General features: G+C 59.6%; 10 protein-coding genes. 2 read left to right on the forward strand and 8 right to left on the reverse strand.

The window, feature by feature from the left end; translation table 11 throughout:
• Window positions 1-11 precede the first annotated feature (11 nt).
• The 8 genes from WMO44_RS04790 to WMO44_RS04825 all read right to left on the reverse strand — a co-directional run bounded on the left by WMO44_RS04790 (window position 12) and on the right by WMO44_RS04825 (window position 8,733).
• Window positions 12-2,249 carry a peptidoglycan D,D-transpeptidase FtsI family protein gene (locus WMO44_RS04790; protein WP_349151915.1) on the reverse strand — a complete coding sequence of 746 codons (2,238 nt, stop codon included), beginning with the start codon at window positions 2,247-2,249 and terminating at the stop codon, window positions 12-14.
• A 19-nt stretch (window positions 2,250-2,268) separates the two neighbouring features.
• Window positions 2,269-2,802 (reverse strand): rod shape-determining protein MreD, encoded by a 534-nt coding sequence (gene mreD, locus WMO44_RS04795; RefSeq protein ID WP_349151916.1) that lies wholly within the window; start codon window positions 2,800-2,802, stop codon window positions 2,269-2,271.
• Between the two features lie 15 nt (window positions 2,803-2,817).
• Window positions 2,818-3,648: a rod shape-determining protein MreC gene (gene mreC, locus WMO44_RS04800; RefSeq protein WP_349151917.1), complete on the reverse strand. Its 831-nt coding sequence runs from the start codon at window positions 3,646-3,648 to the stop codon at window positions 2,818-2,820.
• Window positions 3,649-3,822: 174 nt separating this feature from the next.
• Window positions 3,823-4,845 (reverse strand): rod shape-determining protein, encoded by a 1,023-nt coding sequence (locus WMO44_RS04805; RefSeq protein ID WP_005923497.1) that lies wholly within the window; start codon window positions 4,843-4,845, stop codon window positions 3,823-3,825.
• 162 nt (window positions 4,846-5,007) lie between these two features.
• Window positions 5,008-5,565 (reverse strand): Maf family protein, encoded by a 558-nt coding sequence (locus tag WMO44_RS04810; RefSeq protein WP_097779661.1) that lies wholly within the window; start codon window positions 5,563-5,565, stop codon window positions 5,008-5,010.
• A 126-nt stretch (window positions 5,566-5,691) separates the two neighbouring features.
• Complete coding sequence (gene dut, locus WMO44_RS04815) at window positions 5,692-6,138, reverse strand: dUTP diphosphatase (RefSeq protein ID WP_349151918.1); 447 nt, start codon at window positions 6,136-6,138, stop codon at window positions 5,692-5,694.
• Window positions 6,139-6,162: 24 nt separating this feature from the next.
• Complete coding sequence (locus WMO44_RS04820) at window positions 6,163-8,232, reverse strand: U32 family peptidase (protein WP_349151919.1); 2,070 nt, start codon at window positions 8,230-8,232, stop codon at window positions 6,163-6,165.
• A 36-nt stretch (window positions 8,233-8,268) separates the two neighbouring features.
• Complete coding sequence (locus WMO44_RS04825; protein WP_055185026.1) at window positions 8,269-8,733, reverse strand: cell division protein ZapA; 465 nt, start codon at window positions 8,731-8,733, stop codon at window positions 8,269-8,271.
• Between the two features lie 427 nt (window positions 8,734-9,160).
• On the opposite strand from WMO44_RS04825, the gene WMO44_RS04830 reads away from it, so the two are divergent.
• Both WMO44_RS04830 and WMO44_RS04835 read left to right on the forward strand, forming a co-directional pair.
• Window positions 9,161-11,566, forward strand: coding sequence for a glycogen/starch/alpha-glucan phosphorylase (locus tag WMO44_RS04830; protein ID WP_015537872.1), 2,406 nt, complete (start codon window positions 9,161-9,163; stop codon window positions 11,564-11,566).
• A gap of 73 nt (window positions 11,567-11,639) precedes the next feature.
• Window positions 11,640-13,496 (forward strand): glycoside hydrolase family 13 protein, encoded by a 1,857-nt coding sequence (locus WMO44_RS04835; protein ID WP_270563894.1) that lies wholly within the window; start codon window positions 11,640-11,642, stop codon window positions 13,494-13,496.
• The last annotated feature ends 139 nt before the right edge of the window (window positions 13,497-13,635 follow it).

The raw sequence follows: 13,635 nt of genomic DNA on the forward strand, positions 1-13,635 counted from the left end.
GCAGCTGCGCTTTACTGCGCAAGCATTGCATCGTTGTTTTCTTCCTCTGTCACCCCTGCAGGCGCGGTCGTCTGCTGCGGTTCTGCGGCGGCCGCATCGGTCTGTGCATCATTCGCAGCATCCGGGGCGGTCTGGGCAGCGGTATCCGATGCTGCGGCATCCTCCTGCACCACGGTGCGCGGGTCCACATAGGGGTCAACCTCCAGCGTGCCGTCCTTCATGGCAAAGTAGGCGTTGGCGATATCCACCACCAGATCACCGGTGCGGGCACCGTAGCCGCCGTACTCCACCGTAATGCCGATGGCGATCTCCGGGTTGTCTGCCGGGAGATAGGCGATCATCATGGCGTTCAGGTAGTGCTTGCCAGAGGCGTAGGTCTCGCTGCGCTGGGGGGTGCCGGTCTTGCAGGCGATGGCAATGGGGTAGCTGGAGATCTTGCCGCTGATGGTGCTGGGCACCAGTGTCATGCCCTGCCGCACCAGATCAAAGGTGTTGCCGTTGCCCTCGATGATATCCATCACCTCCGGCTGGGTCTCACTGAGCACCTCGCCGGTGTTGGTATCCAGAATGGCCTTGACAAAGTGGGTGCGGTAGCGCACGCCGTTGTTGGCCAGTGTGGCGGCGTAGGTAGCCAGCTGGATGGGGCTTACCACCGTGTTGCCCTGCCCGATGGCGGCCTGAATATCCAGCGATGAGGTGTAGTTTTTATCCGTCTTTTTGGTCAGGCGTCCCACAGCCTCGTTGACCTCCACGCCGGTGCGCTGCCCAAGACCCAGCTTGTAGGCGTAGGCATCGTAGACGTCACTGGTCAGGCGGCGGCCCACGTCGTAGAAGAAGATGTTGCAGCTCCACTTGATGGCAGTGACTACATCAATGTTGCCGCTGTGGCCGTGGCGGGTGCAGCGGGGGTGGTAATCCTTATAATAGGTGTACACGCCGGTGCAGTTGACGGTGGAGTACTGGTTGATCAGGCCGCTGTCCAGCGCCGCCACTGCCACAGCAGGTTTAAAGGTAGAACCGGGAGTGTACAGGCCTTGCAGCGCCCGGTTGAACAGGGGCAGACTGGGGTCAGCGCTGTACTCGGAATAGTTGGTGGCGTACAGGTTCTGGTCAAAGCTGGGGTAGTTCGCAGCCGCCAGCACGCTGCCGTCCTTCACATCCAGCACCACCGCAGCACCGGCGGCGGCTTTCATATCGCCGGTGTTGTACACCCGGTTGATCATATCGATGTTATTGGCAAGGGCCTTGTCTACCGCCCGCTGAAAGTCGCTGTTGATGGTCAACTGCACGGTATGCCCCGGCTCCGGCACAGTGGTGATCTTGGTATCCACGATCACGCCGTCCGAATTGCGGGTAATAGTCTCCACACCGTCCTTGCCGCGCAGCTCGTCCTCGTACACGGATTCAAGGCCAGAGATGCCGATCACATCGTTCATGTTATAGCCTTTTTCCTTGAGCGGATAGGTCACCTGACCGTTTTCGTCGGTCACCTTCCACTTTTCGGCGGTGATCTTGCCCACACGCCCCAGCACAGCGGGGAGGATATCGCCCTGCTCATAGCTACGGGTGCTGGTCTCCACGATCTCCACGCCCGGCAAAGTGAGGGAATGTTCCTTGATGGCAGCAACCGTCACCTGACTGACGTTTTCTGCCATGATGAAGTTGTTCACGTTGGAAAAGGCCTGCCGGTCCATCTCATAATGGATACCCGCCAGTACCCGCTGCCACGGCAGAGAAAAGCTTTCCAGATGGTTTTTCTCCACCAGCATCTCCATCACATCGTTGGCGGTGGCGTACTGCTGCAAGCCCAGCGTCTCCTTCATGTCTGCCAGCGTTTTCTGGTCGCTGGTGCTGTCGGCGCTGTCCGTAAAGGTATAGTTGCCGACGGCGTCCGGCTCACTGATGAGCAGGGTGTCCAGCCATTTTTCATCGTTTTGGCGCAAAAGCTCCACGATCTGCTGCAACATGGTGTCCAGATCCTGATCTCCCATCTGCAGCTTGTTCAGCACCACATTATAGCCGGTGCTGGTGGTGGCAATGCGCTTGCCGGTGCTGTCCACGATATTGCCGCGCGCGGCGGTGACCGTGAACTTATAATCCGTGGTGGTGGTGGCTTTTGCCTTGAAGCTGTCTCCGTTGACCAGCTGCAAAAAGATCAGCCGGAAGGTATACAGCCCCATGATGATACAGGCCACTGCAATGAGCAGCAGCATCCGCCGCACCACGACCTTGCGTTCATTTTCGTTCATCTGGTTCTCCTTTTGCGGGTTAGACCACACCGTTGTCGATCCCAAACCCGTCATGGATGCGCTGCACCAGCCAGAAGGCCAGTAGCGCCGCCGGGATGGTCAGCACTGCACTGGGCAGTACAAAGGCAATGTACCGCAGCGCAGCGCTGGCATAGCCCGGCATATAATAGAAAAACAGCCAGTCCAGCGAGAGCACCACCAGCGCCGTTGCGGTGCTTACTGCGGCAAAGTTGCCGGGGTTTACCTGCAAATACAGCTGCACCAGCACCGATACCCCAAAGCAGAGCAGCAGCAGTTCCAGCGCCAGCATGCCCACCGTGCGCCCGGCGGCGTAGTCCCACAAAAGACCGCCTACCGTGCCAAACAGCGCCCCGGCAAACTCTCCCTCAAATACTGCCACCGCCAGACACAGCGGCAGCACCAGCAGCGGCTTTGCCTGCCCCAGCTGAAACAGCCCAGGCGTAGTCTGCAAAGCGGCGCACACAAACAGCGCCAGCACATAGCAGCCCCACTTCAGCAGCTGGCTGCGGCTGCGCTTGCGGCGAGATTCCATAGCAGTGTGCCCTCCTTAGTACGCAGTAATGATAAAAACGTGCTTGGCGGTGCGGGGGTCGGCGCCGGGGCGCACCACCGCAATGGAGGATTTGCCGCTGGCCTCCGGCACCACATCCTGCACCGTACCCACCAGCAGATCCGGCGGGAACACCCCGCCCAGACCGGTGGTGATGACCTGATCGCCCGCGCGGGTCTCGGTGCTGCGCTCCAGATTGGTCAGGGTGCACAGGCCATCCGCCGCATAGGTGGTATTGCCGTTCAGGATACCGTTTTCCCGGGTGCGGGAGACCACGCCTGCCGCGTTGAAGCTGGGGTGCAGGATGGTCATCACCTTGCAGCTGGTCGGGTCGGCTTCCACCACCATGCCCAGCAGATAGCCCCGGTCACTGATGACCGCATCGTTCACCGCTACGCCGTCTGCGGTGCCCTTGTCCAGCGTGAAGCCGCCGAACTCGTCCAGCGGGTCGCGGCCAATGACAAAGCCGGACACATAGGTGGCATTACTGTTCTTTTTCTGAATGTTCGCCAGCGCCTTGTAGGCATCGTTCTCGGCCTTGATGCGGTCGTAGTCCACCATCTGCTGGCGCAGCTCGGCGTTTTCCGCTTCCAGCTGCTCGTTCTGCTCCATGACTTCATCGATGCTGGTGTATTTTTCCCACACCGCACCCACGCCGCCGCCGACCACAGCCGCCGCCTTCTGGAAAGGGGTCAGGATCACGCCCAGCAGCTCCTGCGGGGCAGCGGTCAGGCGGCCGTTGGCACCGGCGTAGGCCATGATGCCCACCAGAAATACTGCTACGGCCACAAGGATCTTGAATTTCCAAGTATCAAAAAAATCTTTCAAAGGGTGCTTCCCTCCTGTCGGGGTGCCCGCGCCCTACCGCAGGCCTTTGCATGAAAAAAGCGCGGACAGCCGTGCCATCCGCGCAAGATGCAGTGTTTGCAGCGGAAAAACGCACAGCTGCTGTGTCTGAAACTTTTCCGCATTTAAAGCAGTTCTCTCCGCAGAGAGCCGCTCTTACATATGTCCTCCATCGGTGTCCAGTACATCATGCAGCACATCCACATGATCCAGCACCGCACCGGCACCCTTGGCCACGCAATCCAGCGGGTCCTCCGCAATATGGACGTCAATGCCGGTCTCGCTCTGGATCAGCTGATCCAGACCGCGCAGCAGAGCGCCGCCGCCGGTCAGGGTGATGCCCCGGTCGATGATATCTGCGCTCAGTTCCGGCGGGGTGCGCTCCAGCGTCTCCTTGATGGCAGTGGTGATCTTGACCAGACACTCCAGCAGCGCGCCGCGCACATCCTCAGAGTGCACCACGATGTTCTTAGGCAGACCGTCCACAAGGTTGCGACCCTTGATCTCCATGGTCAGCTCCGGGTCCAGCGCATAGGCAGAGCCGATCTCGATCTTGATCTGCTCGGCAGTGCGCTCACCGATGAGCAGGTTGTACTTGCGCTTGATGAAAGCAATGATGGCCTGATCGAACATATCACCGGCCATGCGCACGCTGCGGGAAGCCACGATACCGCCCAGAGAGATGACAGCGATCTCCGCCGTGCCGCCGCCGATATCCACGATCATGCTGCCGGTGGGCTCGCTGATGGGCAGGCCTGCACCGATGGCAGCAGCCATGGGCTCTTCAATGACAGACACCTGACGGGCACCGGCCTTCAGGGTAGCCTCGCGCACTGCGCGGCGCTCCACCTCGGTAACGCCGGAGGGGATGCAGATGACCACCCGGGGACGGGAGAACATGCTGTTGCCGCAGGCCTTTTTGAGGAAGTTCTCCAGCATATTTGCGGTGATGTCGAAATCAGCGATGACGCCGTCCTTCAGGGGACGCACCGCCACGATACTGCCGGGGGTACGGCCGATGACAGCCTTTGCCTCGCCGCCCACGCAGCGCACCTCGTCGGTCTTGGTGTCCACCGCCACGACCGAGGGCTCACGCATGATGATGCCCTTGCCCTTCATGTAGACCAGAGTATTGGCAGTACCCAGATCAATGCCAACGTCCTTTGACAGAAAACTCATTGTTCCAATTCTCCTTACGATCGTTCCTTAAATCTATCCCAGAATGCCGGACAGTCTGCGGTAAACAGACCCTCCTGCGCAGAATAACACGGTTCTATTATAGCCGCAAGTGCTTCATTTCTCAAGCGTTTCGGCAAGTTTTCTATCATTTTTCCATTTTTCTCACAAAAAATGCGCCAGCAGCTGTACGGTGCGGCTGACCGGCAGCCCCATAATGGTGTAGTAATCGCCCTCGATGCGGTCCAGCCACAGAGCCGCGCGCCCCTGAATGGCGTAGGCACCAGCCTTATCGTAGGGTTCCGGGGTGGTGGTGTAGAGTTCAATTTCCTCCTCCCCCAGCGGGAAAAAGGTCACCTTGCAACTGTCCACAAAATGCTCTGCCCTGTCCCCTTTTGCAATGCACACACCGGTGTGCACCTGATGGGTCTTGCCGGAGAGGGCGCGCAGCATCCGCTTGGCGTCCTCGGCATCGTGGGGCTTGCCGAACACGGTGCCGTCCACATCCACCACCGTGTCGCAGCCGATGACCACAGCATCCGGGTGCTGCTTTGCCACCGCGAGGCACTTACCGATAGCCAGCTGCTCTACCAACTGCGCCGGGGTGGGGGCGGTAACAGCACTCTCGTCAAAATCGCTGACGCAGACGGTGAAATCGGTGGTGTACAGGGAGAGCAGTTCCCGTCTGCGGGGGCTGCCGGAAGCTAAGATCAAATGATTCATAAAACCCTCTCAGTCACCTGCGGTGACAGCTCTCCCGAATGGGAGAGCTTTTTCTATCAGTCAGTTTACTCTTCTAACGTTTTCCCTTCTCAGGGAGGTGTCAATGCGAAGCATTGGCGGAGAGGGTTATTTTCCGGTAGAGCCAAAGCCGCCCGCACCGCGCTGGGTGTCGCCCAGCTCCTCGGCGGGCACAAAGGCGGCGGTGTACACCGGGGCGATGCACAGCTGCGCCACCCGCTCGCCGGACTGGATGGTATAAGCCTCGGCACCCAGATTGACCATGGGCACCTTCAACTCGCCGCGATAGTCGCTGTCCACCACGCCCACGCCGTTTGCCATGCACAGGCCGTGCTTGATGGACAGGCCGCTGCGGGCGTACACCAGCGCCACGCTATGGGCACCCGGCAACTCGATGGCAAGGCCGGTGGGCACCAGCACCCGCTGCATGGGGGCAACGGTCAGCGGTGCGTCCAGCACAGCGCACAGGTCGGCGGCAGCTGCGCCGGGGGTGGCATAGGCAGGCACCTTTGCCCGGGCATCCAGTACCTTATATTTTACAGTGATGGGTTCCATCGTATAACCTCGTTTCATTTTTTGTTAGTTCGTTCCTTTAAAATACAGACCGCGGGTAAACTCGCCCTCAAAGGGGGCGTGGGTGCGGATGCTGTCCAGAACCTGCGCCGCCTCCTCGCGGGATTCCAGCGTAAAGTAGGCCACACCGTAGTCCACCGCCAGTGCGCCGGGCTTATCGCCCATATAGATGGGCACCGGGTTATAGATGGTGCGCACCCCAAGGCCGCACCGCACCGGGAACTTTTTGGCCTTGCGGTCGGTCAGTACACCGGTCTTATCGCAGTGAGCGCAGTCGTGGATATTTTGCAGCGGACAGGCGCGGGTGAGCATCAGCGGCATGTGGCCGTAGATCATCACGCCGGTGGGCACAGGCTTACCGTTCCGGGTGGGCGCAATGGACGCAATATCGCTGTCCTTCACCTCCGGCAGGATGAGCAGACTGGAAAGCCCCTGCTCTGCATAGAACTGCGCCGCTACGTTGTTGGTGATGTTCAGCCCGAAGCCGCCGGTCATAGGCAGCCCACGGCACAGCCGCAGGTGGGCGATGTTGCTGACCTCGTACCCGGCAAAGCCCGCGTCCTGCGTGGCTGCGATGCGGCGGGCAGTGTCCTGCTCCAGCGCACCGAACATGACCCGGGGCAGCTCCAGAAGGGTCTTTGCCCGCCATTCCCGGGGCACGCGGTCGGCCTGCGCAACGGGCAGAATGAGGTACTCCACCCCGTCAAGCGCCCGTTCCGGCACCTGCTCCCAGCGCTCGAACCGGGCGCGCAGGGTGCGATGGGGCGGCAGAGTGCGCTGCGGCAGGGCGGCGACGTGCTCCTCGGTGGTCGGCCAAGGGCGCAGCACCTCCCGCTTTTTGAGCAGGGCATCCAGTGCTTCCCGGCGCAGCTCGTTCACGGCACTGCCGGGGATGAACCACGGCCCGCCGTCCATTTCCACAGTGATCTTCTCTGCCGTAAAGGGGGTACCGCCGGTCTTTGTCAGGCTGCGGTTCAGGCTCTCGGTGGGGTCGGTGCGGGCAGGCTGCGGCTCGGCATCCCCATAGGCAAAGGCCTTGTTACCGTCGGCATCGGTGACGGTCAGCTTTTCGCCGCCCTCTTCAATTTCCAGCTTCATCTGCACTGGCACGCGGGAGCGCTCGCGGCGGTAAAGTTCGCGCAGCATGGGCAGGGTCTTTTTAGTCAGTTCGGCGTCGGCTTCACTGCGCACACCGAACATAGTGCCATCGATTTTTCCGTCCAGATAGCCGGAGGTGAAACCGGAGCGGCTGAAGGCGTTCTTCAGCAGGTCGCGGTCGTAGGCGCGGCCCTCGCGGCCTGCCAGACAGGCGCTGACCGCCGCCGCCACATACTCCGGCGTGCGCAGACGGCCCTCGATTTTTGCCGATGCTACGCCAAGCGCCTGCAGCTTGTCCAGCTTGTCGATGGCAGAGTTATCCTTGAGGGAGAGGTGATGCAGCCGCCCAGGCTTGCCCTCCGGCAGAGCATTGGCCTCGAACGGTAGGCGGCAGGGGCCCGCACAGGAGCCCCGGTTGCCGCTGCGCCCGCCCAGAAAGGCGGACATATAACACTGGCCGCTCACGCTCATGCACAGCGCACCGTGAATGAAACACTCGGTCTCGATGCCGCAGTGCTTTGTGATGTGCTCCACCTCGGGCAGGCTCAGCTCACGCGCCAGCACCACCCGGGTAAAGCCCAGCTCCTTCAGTTCCAGTGCACCTTGCAGGGTGTGGACGCTCATCTGGGTAGAGCCGTGCCGGGGCAGCTGCGGGGCAATTTTACCAATTAAAGTAGCCACTGCCAGATCCTGACAGATGACCGCATCCGCACCGCTGGCTGCTACCGCCCGGATAGCCTGTTCCAGCGCCGGCAGTTCGGTGCCATACACAGTCGTATTCAGCGCAACGTGCACCGCCACGCCTCGGGCGTGGCAGAAGCGCACGGCCTCCTGCAGACTGTCTGCGTCAAAGTTGCCGGCACCCGTGCGGGCGTTGAAACCCGAAAAGCCCAGATATACCGCGTCTGCGCCGCTGAACACCGCCGCGCGGAGCATTTCTTCACTGCCCACCGGGGCTAAGATCTCGATCCTTGCCATAGTTCTCCTTCTGACTTCTATTTATATAAGGTACATTCAATTGGTCTCGTCTGCCTGCGCACTGTCTGCCGCCGGGGCTTCCGGGGCGGGCTGCTCCTGTGCAGTCTCTGCCGCAGCGCGGGCGGCGCGCTCCTCCCGGCGGGTCTCGCGCTGACGCTCCTTGGCCAGCTGTTCCCGCAGGGCGGCAGCTTCCCGGCGCAGCACGGCATTCTCGGCCAGTGCCTTGTCCTCGGCCAGCTTTGCCCGGGCTGCATCTGCGATGTAGTCCTGGATCTGACTGCGCATATTCTCAGCGCTGCCGGTGCTCTTGCGGTATTCGTCCAGATAATCCATCGCGCAGAACACCGCCGCCTTGGTCACCGAGAGGTTGTCGTTGGTGTCCAGCAGCTTTGTGATGTCCTCATCCAGCTTTTTGGCAAGACCAAGGATGTACTTTTCCGAATCTGTGGTGGCGATGGCATACGGTGTGCCTGCAATGTTGACCCTTACCTTGTTTACCATGGTGTTTTCCCCTTTTTTTATCCTGTATCTGTACGGCGCAAGGCCGTTTGTTCTGCATTTTACCGGGATTTGAAACCGTTCCCGGTAACGTTTCTGCATTCGAAAACGTTTCGATGGAGTTTCCTGTGCCATTACTGCCGGAATTACTCCCCGAAAAGCGTTTCGCGGTTCAGTTCTACCTTCTATTATAATATAAATGCGCCGCAAGAAAAAGTGGAATTTTTGAAATTTCGGCATATTTGTCAGAAAGTGGCCTGAAAAAATAGCAGTTACGGAAAAAAAGCGCCTGTTTCCTTGCATTTATAAATCGTTCATATTATAATAACGTTGTTATGTTGGCAGCCGGGCGAAAGAGGGAACGTTTCTGCTGCTATTATCTACTCAATTATTTTAGCAAAGCAAACGCTTATGCGGATAGGAGCACACTATGACATCAAAAGAATTTGGCAAAATTCTTCAGGACAAGCTCACCAGTGAGTACGGTGTGGAGCTGAATGTTGCCTCCAACCAGCAGATCTACCGTTCTCTGGCTCTGATCTGCCGTCAGATGATGAGCGAGAACCACAAAAAGTTCCAGTCCAAGGCCATCGGCACCGGCACCAAGCAGGTCTACTACCTCTGCATGGAGTTTTTGATGGGCCGCAGCCTGAAGATGAGCCTGTTCAATCTGGGTCTGGACGAGGTGGCCAAGAAGGCACTGGCCGATGCCGACATCAATCTGGACAGCATTTTTGAGGAAGAGCCCGATGCAGGCCTTGGCAACGGCGGTCTGGGCCGTCTGGCAGCCTGCTATCTGGACGGCATGGCCACCACCGATATCTGCGGCACCGGCTACTCCATCCTGTACGAGTACGGCATCTTCAAGCAGAAGATCGTGGACGGCTGGCAGCAGGAGCGCGCCGACAACTGGCTGCCCGGCGGTCAGGTGTGGCTGAAGAGCCACCCGGATCAGGCTGTGGAGATCCGCTTTGACGGCGAGATCCACGAGAACTGGGACAACGGCTTCCACTACATCCAGCACACCAACTACAACAGCGTCATGGCCATCCCCTCCGATATGTATGTGCAGGGCTACGATGGAAAGGGCGTTGCAAAGCTGCGTCTGTGGCAGGCAAAGGCCCCGGACTTTGATATGTCCAGCTTCTCTCTGGGCAACTACAACACCGCCATGAGCAAGAACGCCAACGCCGAGCTCATCTCCAAGGTGCTGTACCCCAACGACAACCACGTTGAGGGCAAGATCCTGCGCCTGCGTCAGCAGTACTTCCTGTCCGCTGCTTCTATCGGCGATATCGTGCAGAACCACCTGTCCAGCTACGCTACGCTGGAGAACCTGCCCGACAAGGTCGCCATCCAGCTGAACGACACCCACCCCACCCTGGCCATCCCCGAGATGATGCGCATCCTGCTGGACGAGTGTGGCTTTGACTGGGACAAGGCCTTCAGCATCTGCCAGAAGGTGTTCTCCTACACCAACCACACCGTTATGGCCGAAGCTCTGGAAAAGTGGAACGTGGACATCTTCAAGATGACCCTGCCCCGCATCTACCAGATCGTGGTGGAGATGGACCGCCGCGCCCGCGAGGAGCTGGCAAAGGCCTTCCCCGGCGATCAGGGCAAGATCGACTACATGGCACTGATCGGCGACAATCAGGTGCGCATGGCTAATATCTGCGCCTACACTGCCAACAGCATCAACGGCGTTTCCAAGCTGCACAGCGAAATCATCAAGGAGAGCGTTTTCCACGATTACTACCTGTTCAAGCCCAACGCCTTCAAGAACGTGACCAACGGCATTGCATACCGCCGCTGGCTGCTGGCCTCTAACCCCGGTCTGTGCAAGCTGCTGGACGAGACCATTGGCGACGGCTACAAGCACGATGCTTCCGATCTGACCAAGCTGAACAAGTACGCCGATGACAAGACCGTGCTGAAGAAGCTGAACGAGATCAAGCTGGCCAACAAGAAGGACTTTGCAAGCTATCTGGCAAAGAGCACCGGTCAGGTCATCGACCCCAACTCCATCTTTGACTGCCAGGTCAAGCGTATGCACGAGTACAAGCGTCAGCACCTGAATGCGCTGAACATCGCTGCACAGTACCTGTACCTGAAGGAGAACCCCAACGCCGACTTTATCCCCAAGACCTACATCTTCGGCGCAAAGGCTGCTCCCGGCTACTACATGGCAAAGCAGATGATCCGCATGATCTGCAAGCTGGGCGATCTGATCAACAACGATCCCGCTGTGCGCGACAAGCTGCGCGTGGTCTATCTGGAGGAATACTGCGTCTCCCTGAGCGAGCACCTGATGCCCGCCGCTGAGGTCTCTGAGCAGATCTCTCTGGCAGGCACCGAGGCTTCCGGTACCGGCAATATGAAGTTCATGCTGAACGGTGCTATCACGCTGGGCACTCTGGACGGTGCAAACGTGGAGATCGCCGATGCTGCCGGCAAGGAGAACGAGCTGATCTTCGGTATGCTGACCCCTGAGGTGAACAACCTGAAGCGGGTGGGCTACCACCCCAACGCCTTTATCATGGGCGACGACGTTGCCAACAGCGCCCTGAACTTCCTGGAGCGCGGCTGGAACGGCGAGAACTTCCACGAGGTCACCGAGAACCTGCGCAGCAGCGACCCGTACATGGTCATGGCTGACTTCAAGGACTACCGCCGTGCACAGGCCGACCTGCAGAAGCTGTATGCTGACCGCGAGACCTGGGCGCGCATGAGCCTGAAGAACATTGCCAACAGCGGCATCTTCAGCGCAGACCGCGCCGTGCTGGACTACGCCCGCGATATCTGGTACGCTTCCCCCGTGCCCATGGGCAAGTAATTTCCCTTTGTAAAACCGCAAAGCCCCGGTGGCATTTCGCCCGCCGGGGCTTTTTTGAGAAAGGACGATCTTTTTGTCTTGTCTGTTCAACAGCTACGACCCCTACTTTAAGCAGCCCTTTGGTGCCGTGCGCGCCGGGCAGACTGTGCACCTGACCCTGTGCATCCCCGAGGAGCTGGGCTATGTGGACCCGCACCTTGTACTGCAAAAGGAGGGCAAATACGATGTGCCCGTGCACTACCGCATGAAATTTGACGGCCAGACCCCCCACCAGAACCACTTTTCGGTGGATGTTGTGCTGGGCGACCCGGGCTTATACTTCTATTACTTTGACCTGTATACTGACTTCCGCCGCATCGTGCGCGGGGCAGACAACTGCGGCGTTGTCAGCTGGCAGGAGGGCGAAAGCTGGCAGATCACGGTCTACGAGCCGGATTTCCAGACGCCGGAGTGCATCAAGGGCAAGGTGTTCTACCAGATCTTCCCGGACCGGTTCTGCGAGGGCATTGAGAACAAGCCCATGCCCTTCCCGGATCGGCTGTATCAGGCCGATAAGCACGCCGAGCCCTTCTGGCAGCCCAACGAGACCGGCGGCCACCTGAACGAGGACTACTTCGGCGGCGATTTAGAGGGCATCCGCATAAAGCTCCCCTACCTGCGGGAGATGGGCGTGGATTACCTGTACCTGAACCCCATCTTTGAAGCGCACTCCAACCACCGCTACAACACCGCCGACTACCTGAACGTGGATCCGCTGCTGGGCACCAACGAGGAATTTGAGGTGCTCTGCCGCGAGGCCGCCAAGTACGGCATCGGCATCGTGCTGGACGGTGTATTCAGCCACACCGGCTCCGACAGCCGGTATTTCAACCGCGAGGGACGCTACGGCGAGGGCGGCGCTTACCGCGACCCCAACTCCCCCTACCGCAGCTGGTACGATTTTGACCCCAAGTACAAGGGCGGCTACCGCAGCTGGTGGGGCTTCGAGACCCTGCCGGAGGTCAACGAGGAGACCCCCTCCTTTGTGGAATTCATCACCGGCGAGGGCGGCGTGATCGACACATGGCTGCGTCGGGGTGCTGCCGGTTTCCGGCTGGATGTGGCCGACGAGCTGCCGGACGCGTTCATTGAGAAGATCCGCACCGCCGTCAAGCGGGTAAGCCCGGAAAAGTTTTTACTGGGCGAGGTGTGGGAGGACGCCACAACCAAGTTCGGCTTTGACCACCGCCGCACCTACCTGCTGGGCAAGGGGCTGGACAGCGTGATGAACTACCCCTTCAAGAACTCCGTGCTGGATTTTGTCAAGGGCAAGCCCGCCCAGCAGGCCGCCAACGAGATCCTTTCCATCTGCGAGCACTACCCTGCCCCTGCCATCAACACGGCACTGAATTTCCTGTCCACCCACGACACCGAGCGTGCTTTGACCGTGATCGCGGACGAGCCCGCCAACGGGCGCGGCCGGGAGTGGCAGAGCGGCCGCAGCGTGACCGGCGAAGCCTACGAGGAAGGGATGCTGCGCCTGCGCATGGCCTATGCCATCATCTACACCCTGCCCGGCGTACCCTGCCTGTACTACGGCGATGAGATCGGGATGCAGGGCTACCGCGACCCCTTCAACCGCGCCTTCTTCTGCTGGGACAGCCACGAGGAGCGGCTGCGCCCGGTGCTGGCACAGCTGGCGCAGCTGCGCCACAGCTGCGAAGCCTTCCGCACCGGTGAACTGCGGGTGCTGCGGGCTGAGGACGGCATTTTGCACTACCAGCGCATCGGTAAGACCGAGACTGCGGAGATCATCGTGAACCGCTCTGAGCACATCATCGTGGAGCCGCTGGCTTCCGGCAAGCACACTGAGGTAAACCCCATGGGCTTTACCATCGTGGTGGAGGAAAACGGCCACAACCCCAACCACAGCTACTACGATATTCAGTAAATCAATTTTTCGGGACAGCGAAATACCTTTTGGGTGTTTTTCTGTCCCATTTTCATCCTTTCTTTTCCATTTTTGTCTATATTTTGTTTTCTGTGCAACGTTCCAGTAAAAAGCTCTTGACCTTCCCCTAAGGGGATGC

This window comes from Faecalibacterium tardum, from assembly GCF_040096515.1.
Taxonomy (GTDB): domain Bacteria; phylum Bacillota; class Clostridia; order Oscillospirales; family Ruminococcaceae; genus Faecalibacterium; species Faecalibacterium tardum.

Coding starts and splice junctions, on each gene's coding strand:
- WMO44_RS04790 (WP_349151915.1), bottom strand. CDS start 2,249: ATGAACGAAAATGAACGCAAGGTCGTGGTGCGGCGGATGCTGCTGCTC.
- mreD (WP_349151916.1), bottom strand. CDS start 2,802: ATGGAATCTCGCCGCAAGCGCAGCCGCAGCCAGCTGCTGAAGTGGGGC.
- WMO44_RS04805 (WP_005923497.1), bottom strand. CDS start 4,845: ATGAGTTTTCTGTCAAAGGACGTTGGCATTGATCTGGGTACTGCCAAT.
- WMO44_RS04810 (WP_097779661.1), bottom strand. CDS start 5,565: ATGAATCATTTGATCTTAGCTTCCGGCAGCCCCCGCAGACGGGAACTG.
- dut (WP_349151918.1), bottom strand. CDS start 6,138: ATGGAACCCATCACTGTAAAATATAAGGTACTGGATGCCCGGGCAAAG.
- WMO44_RS04820 (WP_349151919.1), bottom strand. CDS start 8,232: ATGGCAAGGATCGAGATCTTAGCCCCGGTGGGCAGTGAAGAAATGCTC.
- WMO44_RS04825 (WP_055185026.1), bottom strand. CDS start 8,733: ATGGTAAACAAGGTAAGGGTCAACATTGCAGGCACACCGTATGCCATC.
- WMO44_RS04830 (WP_015537872.1), top strand. CDS start 9,161: ATGACATCAAAAGAATTTGGCAAAATTCTTCAGGACAAGCTCACCAGT.